Below are 14,523 nucleotides of genomic sequence, written 5' to 3'. Positions count from 1 at the left end.
GGCGTCGGCAACGCCTGGGGTCGATAGGGAAAGGCTAGAGCTTTTTCGCCATATCGCGCAGGACGAACTTCTGGATCTTGCCGGTCGAAGTCTTGGGCAACTGGGTGAAGACCACGCTGCGCGGTATTTTGAACCCGGCCAGATGCTCACGACAGAAGGCAATGATCTCGGCCTCACACACATCCTGGTGATGGGCCTTGAGGGTAATGAAGGCACACGGCGTTTCACCCCATTTTTCATCCGGGCGGGCCACCACCGCGGCTTCCAGCACCGCCGGGTGACGATAGAGCACGCCTTCGAGTTCGATGGTGGAGATGTTCTCGCCGCCGGAAATGATGATGTCCTTGAGCCGGTCGCGGATTTCCACATAACCATCCGGGTGGCTCACCGCCAGGTCGCCGGTATGGAACCAGCCGCCTTCGAAGGCTTCGGCCGTGGCGCTGGGGTTCTTCAGGTAACCCTTCATCACCGTGTTGCCACGCATGAAGATCTCGCCGATGGTCTGGCCATCGTTGGGGACCGGCTCCAGGGTTTTCGGATCGGCCACCATCAACCCTTCCAGGGTCTGGTAGCGCACGCCCTGGCGTGCCTTGACCTGTGCCCGCTCTTCCAGCGGCAGTTCATCCCAGGCCTCATGCCAGGCGCAGATGGTCACCGGGCCATAGACCTCGGTCAGGCCATAGACGTGGGTGACCTTGATGCCCATGGCTTCCACGGCGCCAATCACCTTGGCCGGAGGAGCGGCACCGGCGACCAGGGCGTTGACCGGGTGATCGATCGCGGCCTTGGCCGACTCGGGCATGTTGACCAGGGCGTTGAGCACGATCGGCGCGCCGCACAAGTGGGTGATCTGGTGTTCTCGGATCAGGTTGAGGATTTTCTGCGGGTCGACCCGGCGCAGGAACACGTGCACCCCGGCCATCGCGGTCACCACCCAGGGGTAGCACCAGCCGTTGCAGTGGAACATCGGCAAGGTCCAGAGGTAGACCGGGTGATTGCCCATGCTCCAGATCATCTGGTTGCCGAGGGAGTTGAGGTAGGCGCCGCGGTGGTGATAGACCACGCCCTTGGGGTTGCCGGTGGTGCCGGATGTGTAGTTCAGGGCAATGGCTTGCCATTCGTCCTGCGGCCACTGCCAGTCATAGGCCGGATCGCCCTCGGCCAGCAGCGCTTCATAGTCCAGGTCGCTGACGGCCTGGCCTTCGCCGTATTCCGGGTCATCGACATCGATCACCAGCGGTGGGTGATCGAGCATGCCGATGGCGGCTTGCACCACGTCATGGAACTCGCGGTCGGCGATCAGCACCTTGGCTTCGCCATGGGCCAGCATGAAGGCAATGGCTTCGGCATCCAGGCGCACGTTGAGGGCGTTGAGCACCGCGCCGATCATCGGCACGCCGAAATGGGCTTCGAGCATGGCCGGGATGTTCGGCAGCATCACCGCCACCGTGTCGTTGCGGCCGATGCCGCGCCCGGCCAGCGCCGAGGCCAGGCGCCGGCAGCGCTGGTAGGTCTGGGCCCAGGTGCGGCGGATCGAGCCGTGGATCACGGCGGGGTAGTCGGGGTAGACCTTGGCAGTACGCTCGATAAAACTGAGCGGAGAAAGGGCAATATGATTAACGGCAGCTGGCGCAAGGCCTTGCTCGTAGATGGACATGGTTCAGGTACCCGGTGGCTGATTATTAGCTCTATGTCCGAGGCGTTCGGTCGTTACCGACGCTCGATGACTTATCCGGGGTCTTTTATATAATGTTTACGGATAGATATGGAAGTACTACCTGAGTTGTATAGTATATCTACTATAATAATTTCAAGGCTCCGATTATGACTGTCGCACTGCCCGTCAAGCCGTTATGGGCCCGGCCTTTTTCCAGGCAGGGACCGCGATGAATTCCACCTCCATCAGTTCGCGGCGCGGTTCGCCGTTGCTGGACCATGACCCGCAGCCGAGCTTGCTGCTCGATGCACAGGCACGGCCGCTGGAGTTCAACAGGGCACTGCTGGCGCTGCTCGAGCAACGGCCGCTGGCCGATGCCGTGGCCCTATTGCCGGTCAATCATCTACCGTTGGTGCGTGCGTGCCTGGAGCAGCAACGGGCCATTGAAGGTGTCGAGGCACAGTTCGAGCAACGGATCCTGATTTGGACCTTTATTCCCGATCCGCGAGAAAACCGCGTGCTGGCGCGTTGTCGCGAAGCCACCACGGAGATTCTCGCCGAACGCGAGTCGGCCACGGCCAGGCGCCTCTATCGGTTGATCACCGAAAACACCACCGACCTGATTTCCCGGCATACTCCCGATGGCTGTTTTCTCGATGCGTCCCCGGCGTCCTCGACCTTGCTCGGTTACTGGCCTGAAGAATTGCGCGGTCGCCTGGCCCGCGAGCTGTTCCATCCGCAGGATCTGGCCGGCCTGATCCACCGGGCCCGTGACGCGCTGGAACAGGATGGTTATCACACCATGACCTACCGCATCCGTCATCGCGACGGCCATTACCGCTGGTTCGAGACCGCCTGCCGGGCAATTCGCGAAACCTACACCGGATCGGTGGTCGAGGTGGTCAGTGTGTCCCGGGACATTACCGCCCGGGTTCAGGCCGAGGAAAACAAGCACCGGTTGGCGGAGGTGGTGGAAGCCAACCCCGACCCGGTGCTGTTTATCGAGCCCAGTGGTCATGTCACCTATCTCAATCCGGCGGCCCGGCGCACCCTCATGCTCGGCGAACAGTCGGCGATGCCGAGCCTGGCTGAATTTCTTGCCGCCGATGTGCTGGCGGCGCTGCAACGCGAGGGCTGGAGTCGCGCCGAACGCGATGCTCGCTGGAGCATCGAGGCGCGTCTGCAGCCGCTCGGTGGCGGCACCTCGGTGCCGGTATCGCTGATGTTGTTGGCGCATCGCTCGGCCAGTGGCGAACGCTTCTACTCCCTGGTGGCCCACGACCAGACCGAGCGCGAATTGCGCGAGGCCCAGCAGCGTCACCATCAGGACGAACTGGCCCATACCGCACGGCTGGTGACCCTGGGCGAACTGGCCTCGGGCATCGCCCACGAGATGAACCAGCCGCTGGCGGCGGTGGTCAACTACGCCAGTGCCAGCCAGCGTTATCTGCAGGCCCTGGATAGTAATCCGCAGGCCGTCGAGCGGGTGGCCCAGGGGCTGGAGCGTATCGCCGTGCACGCCAATCACGCCTCCGAGGTGATCAAGCGGCTGCGCGCGTTTCTGCGCAAGGGCCGGCGGCGCATGCAGGCCCTGGATATCAGCGAAGTGGCCCGCGAGACGGTGCGCCTGTGTGCTTGGGAAGCCAGCGCCTGCCAGGTGACGATCGAGGAGCGGTTGCCGGATAATCTGCCGCCGATCTATGCCGACCGGGTGCTGCTGGAGCAGGTGCTGCTCAATCTGTTGCGCAATGCCATCGATGCCAATCGCGAGGAGCATCCGCGGCAGGCGTCGCGGATCATCCTGGCGGCCGAGCGCGGCGCGGAGGGGGGCGTGGAGGTGAGTGTCAGCGACCAGGGCCCTGGTGTGTCCTCGGCGCAACTGGAACAGATCTTTACCCCGTTCTACACCAGCAAGGCCAACGGCCTGGGCCTGGGATTGTCGATGAGTCGCAGCATCATCGAAGGCTTCGGTGGCGAGCTGCGGGCGCAACCGATGGCCAGCGGTCTGCGGATGTGCTGCCGCTTGCCGGCGCAATAACGTGCCGGCCTGAAAAAAATAACAACAGGAGTAATGCAATGGTGGGTGTGGCGCAGCAGTTGGTCTATGTGGTCGACGATGACCAGGGCATGCTCGACTCGACGGTCTGGCTGCTGGAGTCGGTCGGCCTCAAGGCGCTGCCATTCACCAGCGGTCGGGACTTTCTCGAGGCCTGCGATGCGAGGCTCAATGCCTGCGTGCTGCTGGATGTGCGCATGCCGGGCATGGGCGGATTGAATGTGCAGGAAGAAATGAAGGCGCGGGATATCCGCTTGCCGGTGATCTTTGTCAGTGGCCATGCCGATGTGCCGATCGTGGTGCGGGCGTTCAAGGCCGGTGCGCTCGACTTTATCGAAAAGCCCTATAACGAACAGTTGCTGCTCGACAGTGTGCAGCAGGCCTTGAGCCGGGCCGATGACAGCCAGACGCTGAGCGAAGGGCAGGCCAGGGTCCAGGCCCGCCTGGACAGCCTGACCCCGCGCGAACGCGATGTGTTGTTGCCGCTGGTGCAGGGTTATGCCAATCGGGAAATTGCCGAGCAGTTGGGGGTCAGTGTGAAGACCATCGACCTGTATCGCTCCAGGGTCATGAAACGCATGGAGGCGCAGAACCTTCCGGATCTGGTGGGGATGGTGATTGCGGTGGGGTTGGTGGATCCGTTGAGGTTGCGTTGAGGCTTCAGCGGTGAGTGCTCCGTGGGTGCCTGAAACTATTTCTAACGACCCTGTTGTTGATCGTTGGTTGGGGGGCTCGCTAGGATTTGATCGTTGCCGTTGCTTTTCGATCTCATGACTCGGCTTTGATCGCTCACGGAGAAGAGATATGTCCATCAACTTCAGAACACTTCGTTTGGTTTGCTCTGGCGCTCTTGTGGGGGTGGCGGTTGCCGGGATCCTGGGCGTCGATACCTCTTCCCTTTTTGCGTCCCTCGGCTTTGCCGTAATCGGTGCCGGAGCAACGCTCGTTGCAATCAAATCCTTCGCGATTATCTGACAGTGCTCCCTGCGTTCATTACAGAGCTGACCATTGATGCGTGGACCGTCATCATTGGGTTCAGCGCTGTAGCGCTCCGCTATTTCATGCAGCACCTGAGTAGTGTCGGTTTCGTCAAGGTCGTCGACACCGCGTAGGGGAGGCTGACCGCCGCGATTAAAATTCATCGCAACTGTGCCAGCTTCGCCTCCACGGCATCGTCAAAGATGATGTAGAGCGCTTCGATATCGGCTGGCCGCAAGCGCTTGGCACTTTCCAGGCCGCCGATCCATTCAATCTGCATGGCCCTTTCAGCCTCCACGTCCGCGATGGTGCTGGCGGCATTGAAGGCCCGCACCAGGTCGCTGATAGGGTCCCGGATGGGTTTTGGAAGTCGTAACAGGTCGAGCCTTTCTTGTGGCATGTCTTCCTTAACCGATTGAATTTAATGGTTAATATTGATTTTTAATGCGGAATGAAAATTGGAAAATCTTTCGCAATTACACGCCACTGTAACACCCATTTGAACTCGATCTGATAACCGATCGCCTGTCCGCGCAAGGCGCTGGTCCTTGGGATACAACGTCCTCTCACTCAACCTCGACACCACGCTGTGTAAGCGTTGCAACAATGCTTTCAGCGCCTTGGCCATCTCATGATCTGGCGCATCTCGGTGTAAGGATCTCTACCGGTTTGTCTGCTAGATTGTGGCGTTTTTTGAGGGTTATACGACCTTTACGCCATCAAGGAGCTGTTTCCATAATTTGCCCGGGAAATCGAGCGCAGACATGCGCATAACCGTGATGACGCCATGACCTTTCGGCTTGGCCAATCACGAGGCAGAGAAGGGGACAGAAGATGAGGCTCAAGAACAAATCGGTTTTGATCACCGGCGGTACCAGTGGCATCGGTCTCGCCACCGCCAGGCTCTTCATTGCTGAAGGCGCGCGGGTCGCGGTGACCGGTCGCGATGTTGCCGTATTCGAGCGTGTGCGGGCCGAGCTGGGCGAGACCGCGCTGGTGCTCCAGGGCGACGTGCGTTCGCTCAAGGATATGCGGGCGATTGCCGCCGAGGTGAAAGAGCGCTTCGGCGGCCTGGATGTCGTGTTTGCCAACGCCGGTCGAGCATTCCCGTCGCCACTCAACGACATCGACGACGATCTCTATGACGAGATCATGGACATCAACGTCAAGGGCGTGGTGGTCACGCTTCAGGCGGTGCTGCCCGACTTGCGCGAGGGCGCTTCGGTCATTCTCAACACATCCTTCGTCGCGCAGACCGGCAAGCATGGCATCTCCCTGACCGCAGCGGCGAAGGCGGCCGTGCGATCACTGGCTCGCAGTTGGTCCTACGAGTTCCTTGACCGGAAAATCCGCTTCAACGCGATTGCGCCCGGTGCGATGGATACGCCCCTGATCAGCAAGTGGGGGATGTCCGATGAGTGGGTTCGCGAGCGTAAGGCCGAGTTCGCCCAGGCGGTTCCGGTGGGCCACATGGGCAAGGCCGAGGACATTGCGTATGCGGCGCTCTATCTCGCCAGCGACGAATCTTCCTATGTGGTCGGCACCGAACTGGTGGTCGATGGCGGAGCCTCGCAACTTTAAAGGAGAAGTTATCGTGACCGACAATAGCGAAAACAACGCCACCGGCGAGCGCCCGCTCAGCCCGGGGAGTTCCCGCCGCGATGTGCTCAAGTTCGGCGGCATCGTCACCCTCGGCTCCATCCTCGGCGGCGGAGCCCTGCTTGGCCGTGCCGCCCCCGCGCTCGCGCAGTCCGGCAGCGGCGGAGAACTGGCCGCGAACGAACCGCTGAATATCTTGATCGTGAATTACGACGGCGGCACGCTGCTCGATTTCGCCGGCCCCAGCGAGATTTTTCACCGGTTGCCGAATACCAAGGTTCGTTATGCGAGCCTCAATGGCGGCAACGTGACCCTCGAATTCGGGGTCGTGTATGGCAACACTGAGCGTCTGGCCGACATTGAGAGGACCGACTTGCTCCTGGTCCCTGGCGGTTCTGACTTGTCGGCGCCGATGCGCCCGGAGTACCAGGCACAGATCCGGCGCCTGGCGGAAAGCGCCAAGCATATTACGTCGGTCTGCAATGGCTCGCTGGTGCTCGCCGCCACGGGCATTCTCAAGGGCAAGCGCAGCGCCTGCCATTGGGCCTTCGTCAACAAGCTGACCGAGTACGGAGCTATCGCTGTTCCGGATCGCTTCGTGGAGGACGACAACGGCCGGTTCATGAGCGGCGGCGGCGTGACGGCGGGCATCGACTTCGCGCTTCGCGTCGCGGCGAAGCTGCGCGGTCAACAGGCCGCCGAATTCACGCAACTCGTGATCGAATATGACCCCGCTCCGCCGTTCCATTCCGGTCATCCCAGGGACGCCCGGCCAGAAGTCATCGCGATGGTCGACAAGGAACTGCCCGGCGCGTCCAGAGGGCTCGCGCGCATCCCCGGCGTTCGCTGAAACGCTGGCAAGCAGTGCTGGCTGCACCTGCCCAGTCGGGTGCAGCCCTCTTCCATTCAAGCCAATATCGGAAATCATCAGATGCGACAGATCCGTCTTTGTGCGGCTGCCCTTGCAGTCGGCTTATCGTTTTGCGCCTTTACCCTGGCGGCCACCGCCGCTGACCCGCAGCGTCCGCCCGAAGCGGCCATCAAGGCCGAGAACGCCCGATGGGCGCAGGCCTTCGCGCGAGGTGACTATGAGGCGATAGGTCGCCTCTATACGGCAGATGGCGCCCTCTTGCCGCCCGGGGGGGACAGAGTCAGCGGAGCCCGCGCGATCACTGAATACTTCGCCAAGGGCTATGCCGGCTCCCCACCTGGCAGCGTATCTTTCAGCAATTACGAGTTCTACGGTGACGATCAGGCGGTTACCGAAGTTTCGGATGCCGAGGTCCGTGATCACAGTGGAGCGCTCAAGTTTCGCGGTAAACAGATCCTGATCTTCCTGAAGCAGGGGGGCGTCTGGAAGCTGCACCGCGACATGTGGAGTGATTATGGCCCGCTGAAACCTGACGCTCGTTGAGCGCCCGGGTCTGACCGCAGTGGCCCAGGTGGCCACTGACTAGGCTACGCGCGCCGAGGGGGCGTCGATCTATCCGCGCTCAGCGCTCAATCTGCTCTCGCGGCGGACCGATTGCGGCGGATGTCCATGCAGTTTGACGAAGGCCCGACGCATCCGTTCCGGATCGGTGAACCCCACCGCCAGGGCAATCTGTTCGATCGGTTCGCTGCCATCGCGCAGGCGCAGGCACGCCGCTTCAACGCGCAAGCGCTCGACCGCCTTGGCTGGCGTTTCACCGGTTTCCCGGCGAAAGGCTCGTCCGAATTGTCGCAGACTCAAGCTGGCCGCCTCGGCGAGTCGCTCGACAGGTAGCGCCTCAGCCAGATGTTCCCGGGCAAAATTCAGCGCAATGCGGATGCGATCCGACTCCGGCTCCATTTGTGACATGGCGGAGAATTGCGACTGACCGCCTGGTCGACGATAGGGCACGACCAGCAGCCTGGCGGTATCCCGCGCGATTTCCACGCCCATATCCCGCTCGATCATGGCGAGCGCCAGGTCGATGCCGGCGGCGATGCCGGCGGATGTCCAGATATGTCCGTCCGCTATATAGATACTGTTCCCCTCGATCTTGATACCGGGGAAGCGCGACTGCAATTGAGCGGCGTACAGCCAGTGCGTGGTTGCCCGGCGTCCGTCCAGCAAGCCGGTTTCCGCCAGCAGAAACGCTCCCGTACACACGCTTCCGACCCGCGAGGCGTTGGCCCCCAGTTTCTTGGCGGCGGCGATGTTTTCCGCTGCCCGCATCGGCTCGATATCGCCACCAATGAACAGCACGGTGTCAAACCTGCGCCTGCCTACCGGCTGGGTCTCGATCGGCAGGCCGGCATTGCCCAGCACTGATCCTCCCGCCTGCGAGATGACCTGGAGGTCATAGGGGGAATGGCCGGCGGCGGTGAGCACCTGATTGAACGCCGAAAGAGGGCCGGCAAGATCAAGAGCATCATGGCCATGGCAAACGAAGAATCCGACTCGATGCATGATGAGGTCACTCAGAATCCGAGAGGGCGTATTTTGCGGGAAACCCTTGGATAGCGCCATTGGATCATTGCCTCCCCTTGGTGCAGAAGTCCTCGTTAACTCGTTACTCCCGCGGGTGTATCCAGATCTACGCCGCTCGCCGTCGATCAAGGCCGTGATGGATTTTTTACTCGACTGTGTCCAGCAAGAGCCACGCTTGTGAAAACGGGATGGATTTATTTAGGGAGGGCGTGCAGATGGGGTGGTGTGATCGAGATCCACAGTGCTCATCAATGCCCACGCGTCGCTTTCCAAGTGCTGTACTCAGACGGTCGCAAGCCATAACGTGCCAGCATTCCCTCATGCAGACGCCGAAGTTCTTCAATGAGCAGAGCCTTGACGCTGGGCTGTTCGGGTTCCGGAACACTATCGCTCACGACTTGCTGAATCACGGTGAGCGGGTCAAGTTCCGGATGTTGGATAACGCTACGGATCGCGTGCTTGATGAGGTCGCGCCAAGCCAGTCGCAAAGGGTCTGGTTCGGCCAGGTCCTGTTTGATGGCCAGATACTCCTGCGTCGAGCGCTCATAGGCCCACACATACAGGTCTCGCAGCAATTCCACTCGGGTCATTTCATACACGCCGAGTGTGGCCCGGCTGTAGGCTTGCTCCGGTACGTCCAGAAATGTCAGTGGGCACAGGTTGGCGCGGAACAGCGGCAGGTTCGCGGCCAGTCGGGAGGTCCGTTTGTTGATGTCAGCGAAGGGTTGCAGATAGGGCAAGTGCACCATCATGAAAAAGGATTGTTCGAACGGGTCACGAATCTGGTTGGCCTTGCCGAGCAGTACGTCCAGGGCATCTTCGATTTGCTGGGGGGTAGACAGCGGGCGATAGACACTTTGGCCGATATCGACGGCATGTTGGCGAACCCGTCCTTCATCCGAAGGGTTGGGTAACAGGTTTTCCGCCAGGGCACTGTGCAGGTTCATTACGGTGTAGCGGTTGAACTCGGCACTGTCGATATTTTCCACCAACAGTTCGATTGCCGTCTTATGGTTCAGAATCATCTGCGTTTCGATGGCCGCTTTGCCTTGCGCCGTCTTGCCATGCTCGATGAGTTCACGCGTATCGAGACGTGAATAGGTGTTGCCTTCCAGGTGGCTGGATGCCCAAGACAAATCGACGAGCAAGCGATTGAGAATGGCGCGGCTGTAGGTGCCGGCAGGCTCATTGAGATCGGCGGTTTTGCCCATCTTGTGCAATTGGCGGCGCAGCGATTCGGACAAATACCACGTCTCATTGGGATGGTAGGCGTCCAGAAAGTCACGCTGGTAGCCCACGGGCTTGCGCGCTTGCGGGGGCAGGTTGATGTAGGCAAGCACTTCTTGGCTGTCGGCCGAGAGGGGGATGGCGCTCGGAAAACTATCGAGTGGGGCGTTCAGTGGCTCAGTCGTGGCTGCTGGGGCGCCAGCGCTGAAATAGCGGCGCGCCCGGCCATCACCTTGTGCGCTGACTTGACCGCTCTCGATCAGCTTCGCGATCAGACGCTGGGCAGTGCGCCTGGCAATGCCGTCGTGTTGTGCAAGTAGCTCGGCCAACGTCAATCCGTGGCTGGATGCCTGAATGCTGCTCAGTAATTCGATGCTGGATGACATGGCTGTGTTGGCGCAGTTTGAGAGGGGGATGGCGCGATTATGGCGCAGTTTGTAGAACTGCGCCATTTATGTTGGCGCAGGTGGCGCGGTTCTAGACTGATCCGCGTGCTTCGAGATGCTGATCCGGTACAGCCTGTACCTGTGGCGAAAATGTGCAAAGCGCCGCATTGTGCTGGCGCAAAGGCGTGGTTGTCTGGGCTCAGTCGTCTGAGGAGCGTTGTTCGGCCTTTAGCGCTCGACCGGCCGCAGTCAGGCGATAGCGTTGCTTGCTGCTGTTGGGCTTGTCTGGAATGGTCATCTCGACCACGCCAAGCGCCAGCAGCGGGGCCAAAACCTGTTCGCGGAACTTGCTGCGGTTGCTGCGCCCGATGAAGCTCATCAGCTCGGCTGCGGCGTGGTCGCCAGTCATCCTGCACAGCAGCGTAACCTGCTCTTGCTGCAAGGGCGGGCCTGTTTCGGTTTCTTTTCCTTCGGCGGCCGACTCGATCCCTGCTTGGTCCCGACTTGGGCCCGAAAGAGGCCCGCTTTCAACGGCTCGTTGAATCACCACCCTGAACTGGTTGCCCTGCCGGTCGTCGTCCAGCGTGATCATTGGCCAGGCGTCGATCGCGCGCGGGATGCCCGTGCCCAAACCGCGATAGGGGAGGATGCGCACAGCGTGGGAGGTGAGCGTCGGGTTACGACGGTTGGACAGGCCGAATCGAATTTTCTCGGTATCGAGCACGTCAGGCAGGTGCCCGGGGCTGATCAGTTCGATGCGATCAGCGAAGATCATGATCCGGATCGAGGCGCTGACAAAGTAGTCGCGGTGGATCAGGGCATTGACCAGCAGTTCTTCGAACACCTCCTCCGGCACTTCCAACTGGCCGAGGGTATTGAAGCCCTGCTGGCGCTGCACGTGGTGTAGGTTGCGCTTTATGAAGGCAAGGCTGCGCCGGTACTGCTCCAGCAGGTTGCCGTCTATGTCTTCGCTGTCTAGATAGTGGCGGTCATGCAGAACCGTGCCCGGAAACGCCACGGCCTTGATATCGAACGCCGGGCGCAGACGTTGTGGCGCCTGGCCGAAGAGCAGCAAACCGGCCAAATTGGGTGTGTCGCCATTGGCGAGCCCAAGATTTTCCAGGATGCGGGTGGTTTCCAAACCTGTCTGTTCTGAGCTTTGTCGAAAGCGTCTTTGGAAGTACTCGCCAAGTGCCTTGGTGTCGATATCGCCAGCAAACTGGCTCCTACTGGTGGGGCGAGTGGCGGCAGGGTTGGCCCGAAAAATCAGGAGCCCAGATGCAACAAAGCCCGTACAAGGCGGGCTTCGTTTTGCTTCGTTTGGTGGGCCGGGGTAATTTGAACAGATTTCCTAAGCTACTGATTATAAACAAAAATTCTTGGTTATTTTTTTTCTTGGAATACCATTTGGAATACCGTTGTCCTTTGCGATCTGCAGCATAGGTTTGTGGTAGGACCACCTTCATATCACCAATCGCGTTTTGATTCTGTAGCCCCGTTTTTTGCATCGGCTTTCCTGGCCTTGAGTTCAGCTTGCTTGATTAAGCCTTCCAGAGTCTCAGAAATCGTTTTCCTTTGTCTTCGGGCAAGGGAGTCCAGCTGAGCCTTGACCTTCGTATCAAGAATGAAATTGTATGATTTTTTTTCGACTAGTCCGTCTCTGTACTGCTTCTGGCGCCATGCTGCTTTCATGTTTTTTATCAGCAGCTCATTGAACGGGGTATTTATTTGTTTTTGGCTCCATTCGATGATGGTGTCGCGAGGCGATTCAGAGAGCCGAATCTTCGGAGCGATCACCCCCTTTGCAATCAGGTAGTCAAGTGCCCACTTGGGTTTCTTTTCATCTAGCAGGTTGAGCCAGGCGCGCATTGTGTCTTCCGGTTCTATCGTCTCGCGGTTGTCAATCCTTGGCCCGTGCATTTATAACGTCTCTTAAGTTAAATGCTATGTTATTTCGTAACTAAGTGTATCGTGTGACGAAATGACGTTACAGCATTTCACTACGGAGTAACAGTTCTTGTAACGTTACGTCGTAACAAAACCATGTAATTGAATTTCACTACGAAGCAACGGCACACGTAACGTTACGAAGTAACGGTTCGGTGTAACGTTATGATGTGATTTATAGGCGATAAAGCAGTGGTTAAGCAGGTTTCGTGGCTAAAAAACTAACGTATTTAGTGAGATAAGCTAATAAGATTTTCGATTTTTTCACGATAAAGTAGGTGATCGCGTCGATGCCTTGTAAGCTAAGTTCGCGAGTTTATGCGAGAAGCTGCTACTGATTTTTGGGTCTGCTGAAGGGATTAATCGCCAAAAGTTGGCTGAATTACACAGAGGAATTGTGTCTCTTCGGTTTCCCTGTCAATGGCAATAAGAGTGTTGCCCGGAGGCAGAGGTTCTTATCGCAGCGGCCGCCCTACCTCAGCTTGGAGGGCTGAGCGTCATCCCTTAAATTTCAGTGATCCACTGGTTCCTGCGTTTTGTGGAAAGGCTGGACTGACTCACATGAATGCTGGCGGTCGTGCTTATCAGTATTTATTTACCGCCGCTGCCAATCCTCTGAACAAACATGAGGAGCCCGTTCATGAAGATAATTCGCCTGAAAGACGTCATCGATTCCACCGGTCTGGGCCGGTCCACAGTCTACAAGTACATCTCAGAAGGCACCTTCCCCAAGCCTATTTCCCTGGGGGACCGTTGCGTCGGTTGGCTGGAGAGAGAGATCCACGACTGGATCTTGGCTAGGATTGAGGAGCGTGACTTGCGGCAAGCAACCGTTGCGTGATTCGGAGCCGCCGCGTTCATGCAGAGCAGATTTAGCTTACTTGAAAGTCAGAAAACATCATGGCTGGGGGGATTCCTCCGGCCATGATGTTTTTTCTGTATGTCTGTCGAAGCCTCTTGGTCGATGGGAGGCTCAGCTAACTCCCCCCAGATGACTTTAGGTCAATTTATCGCTACGCCAGACGATGTTGGTCTTAAAAGCCCGCCGAGCGAGGGGTGTGAAGCCTGTGCGTCAGCTGGTTATATTTATATAGCTATCAGTAAGTGATCTATCACTAGTCAATCTTGAAAGAGTCGTCAGTTAAAAAATACTCAAACGGTACCTGGTATACCTCAACCAACCAGGTACCTACCATGAGTTACAGCAATACCTCCATTCAGATCCATCTCTCTCAATCTCAAACTTCCGTCCAGATCGAACGACTCGTACAAGCCATCGAGCGTACCGATAGACCTGCCTTCGAGATCATCCAAACACGATCCGGCTACGAGCGCACGCAGGCGACCAGGCTTTCCAGGTATTTCGACGCCATCCAGCAGATGCTCGATCTGTTCGATGATCGTTACCCTTACGCCTACAGTAAGCACCTGCAAGTCTTCTGGCTGGCATGTCAGGACATTGGTCTGGAGCGTAGTCCTGTAGGTCCGACCTGTCTCAATGAAAGCGGTACGGGTTATCTGAAGTTCCATCAGACCATGAACGTACTGGTCGCAAGGATCCGTCAGTTGATCCTTGGAAAGTGGTACAAGCGCAAAGTGGATGATCGGCGCTACGAAGTTAGGCAGAAGCAATCCACGCTCACTGAGTACGTGAGCCGAGTGCTGGATCGTTACTCTCGTACCGTGGTGGTGCGTGTGGATCTGCACTACCTAGCCATCGCACGTCTACGCCTGCGTATTGAACATGTCTTCGAGGATCTGGATCTTCTGGTCCGAGCGCGCGAGCGCAATCGAATCTTCAAGTTCGAGACTGGCTACATCTGCGCCGTCGAGCAAGGCGAGGATAAGGGTTTCCACATCCATGCAGCGTTCTTTTTCAACGGGGCTGAGGTGCGCAGCGACTTTAGTAAAGCGAGGGAGATTGGCGATCTGTGGGAACAGATCACCCGTGGGCAGGGGTACTACTACAGCTGCAACGATGCCAAAGGCAGTTACGGTGATGAGCTCGGCATCGGGACGATCAGACGAGCTGACATTCAGGCATGCGGTAAGGTCATCAAGGCCATGCACTACCTCGTCAAGGATGACCAGCACCTACGGATCAAGCCTCCCGGAGCCAGATCCTTCCGTACGGGGCGGATTCAGAAGGCAAACGCTTGAAAACTTTACAGGTTGAATGCGCTGCGCTGGTTCAGGTTCGTCTGAACGGTTAAGGTTC

General features: G+C 58.6%; 14 protein-coding genes. 8 read left to right on the top strand and 6 right to left on the bottom strand.

Annotated features, from left to right (window positions below; translation table 11 throughout):
• Window positions 1-34 precede the first annotated feature (34 nt).
• Window positions 35-1,657 (bottom strand): acyl-CoA synthetase, encoded by a 1,623-nt coding sequence (locus PFEN_RS27560; protein ID WP_191489737.1) that lies wholly within the window; start codon window positions 1,655-1,657, stop codon window positions 35-37.
• Window positions 1,658-1,886: 229 nt separating this feature from the next.
• On the opposite strand from PFEN_RS27560, the gene PFEN_RS27555 reads away from it, so the two are divergent.
• The 3 genes from PFEN_RS27555 (at window position 1,887) to PFEN_RS27545 (ending at window position 4,688) form a co-directional block, all read left to right on the top strand.
• On the top strand, window positions 1,887-3,695 hold the full coding sequence (locus PFEN_RS27555) for a PAS domain S-box protein (RefSeq protein WP_191489736.1): 1,809 nt from the start codon (window positions 1,887-1,889) through the stop codon (window positions 3,693-3,695).
• A gap of 38 nt (window positions 3,696-3,733) precedes the next feature.
• Window positions 3,734-4,369 carry a response regulator transcription factor gene (locus PFEN_RS27550; protein ID WP_191489735.1) on the top strand — a complete coding sequence of 212 codons (636 nt, stop codon included), beginning with the start codon at window positions 3,734-3,736 and terminating at the stop codon, window positions 4,367-4,369.
• A gap of 148 nt (window positions 4,370-4,517) precedes the next feature.
• Window positions 4,518-4,688 (top strand): hypothetical protein, encoded by a 171-nt coding sequence (locus PFEN_RS27545; RefSeq protein WP_191489734.1) that lies wholly within the window; start codon window positions 4,518-4,520, stop codon window positions 4,686-4,688.
• 163 nt (window positions 4,689-4,851) lie between these two features.
• Here the strand turns inward: PFEN_RS27545 and PFEN_RS27540 are convergent, their stop codons facing one another.
• A complete protein-coding gene (locus PFEN_RS27540) occupies window positions 4,852-5,091 on the bottom strand; it encodes a hypothetical protein (protein ID WP_191489733.1) in 240 nt (79 codons plus the stop codon).
• Between the two features lie 434 nt (window positions 5,092-5,525).
• Here PFEN_RS27540 and PFEN_RS27535 point away from each other — a divergent pair, with 434 nt between their 5' ends.
• The 3 genes from PFEN_RS27535 (at window position 5,526) to PFEN_RS27525 (ending at window position 7,704) form a co-directional block, all read left to right on the top strand.
• Window positions 5,526-6,272 (top strand): SDR family oxidoreductase, encoded by a 747-nt coding sequence (locus PFEN_RS27535; protein WP_191489732.1) that lies wholly within the window; start codon window positions 5,526-5,528, stop codon window positions 6,270-6,272.
• Window positions 6,273-6,285: 13 nt separating this feature from the next.
• Window positions 6,286-7,140 (top strand): DJ-1/PfpI family protein, encoded by an 855-nt coding sequence (locus PFEN_RS27530; protein WP_191489731.1) that lies wholly within the window; start codon window positions 6,286-6,288, stop codon window positions 7,138-7,140.
• An 81-nt stretch (window positions 7,141-7,221) separates the two neighbouring features.
• On the top strand, window positions 7,222-7,704 hold the full coding sequence (locus tag PFEN_RS27525; protein ID WP_191489730.1) for a YybH family protein: 483 nt from the start codon (window positions 7,222-7,224) through the stop codon (window positions 7,702-7,704).
• 69 nt (window positions 7,705-7,773) lie between these two features.
• On the opposite strand, the gene PFEN_RS27520 is transcribed toward PFEN_RS27525, so the two are convergent.
• From PFEN_RS27520 to PFEN_RS27505, 4 genes are all read right to left on the bottom strand, one after another.
• The gene (locus PFEN_RS27520; RefSeq protein ID WP_191490269.1) at window positions 7,774-8,724 is read right to left on the bottom strand and encodes a helix-turn-helix domain-containing protein; all 951 of its coding nucleotides are present in this window, start codon (window positions 8,722-8,724) and stop codon (window positions 7,774-7,776) included.
• Window positions 8,725-8,993: 269 nt separating this feature from the next.
• The gene (locus PFEN_RS27515; protein ID WP_224771079.1) at window positions 8,994-10,424 is read right to left on the bottom strand and encodes a Fic family protein; all 1,431 of its coding nucleotides are present in this window, start codon (window positions 10,422-10,424) and stop codon (window positions 8,994-8,996) included.
• A gap of 133 nt (window positions 10,425-10,557) precedes the next feature.
• Entirely contained in the window at window positions 10,558-11,499 is a 942-nt protein-coding gene (locus PFEN_RS27510) for a Fic family protein (protein ID WP_224771078.1), read from the bottom strand.
• Between the two features lie 326 nt (window positions 11,500-11,825).
• Window positions 11,826-12,227 carry a hypothetical protein gene (locus PFEN_RS27505; RefSeq protein ID WP_191489729.1) on the bottom strand — a complete coding sequence of 134 codons (402 nt, stop codon included), beginning with the start codon at window positions 12,225-12,227 and terminating at the stop codon, window positions 11,826-11,828.
• 718 nt (window positions 12,228-12,945) lie between these two features.
• On the opposite strand from PFEN_RS27505, the gene PFEN_RS27500 reads away from it, so the two are divergent.
• Both PFEN_RS27500 and PFEN_RS27495 read left to right on the top strand, forming a co-directional pair.
• Window positions 12,946-13,146, top strand: coding sequence for a helix-turn-helix transcriptional regulator (locus tag PFEN_RS27500; RefSeq protein WP_191489728.1), 201 nt, complete (start codon window positions 12,946-12,948; stop codon window positions 13,144-13,146).
• Window positions 13,147-13,499: 353 nt separating this feature from the next.
• Window positions 13,500-14,465 carry an inovirus-type Gp2 protein gene (locus tag PFEN_RS27495; protein WP_191489727.1) on the top strand — a complete coding sequence of 322 codons (966 nt, stop codon included), beginning with the start codon at window positions 13,500-13,502 and terminating at the stop codon, window positions 14,463-14,465.
• Window positions 14,466-14,523 lie beyond the last annotated feature (58 nt).

The organism is Pseudomonas sp. FEN (assembly GCF_904067045.1).
Taxonomy (GTDB): Bacteria; Pseudomonadota; Gammaproteobacteria; order Pseudomonadales; family Pseudomonadaceae; genus Aquipseudomonas.
The sequence above is the reverse complement of the archived record's forward strand: the minus strand, read 5'-3'. Positions and strand labels throughout refer to the sequence as shown.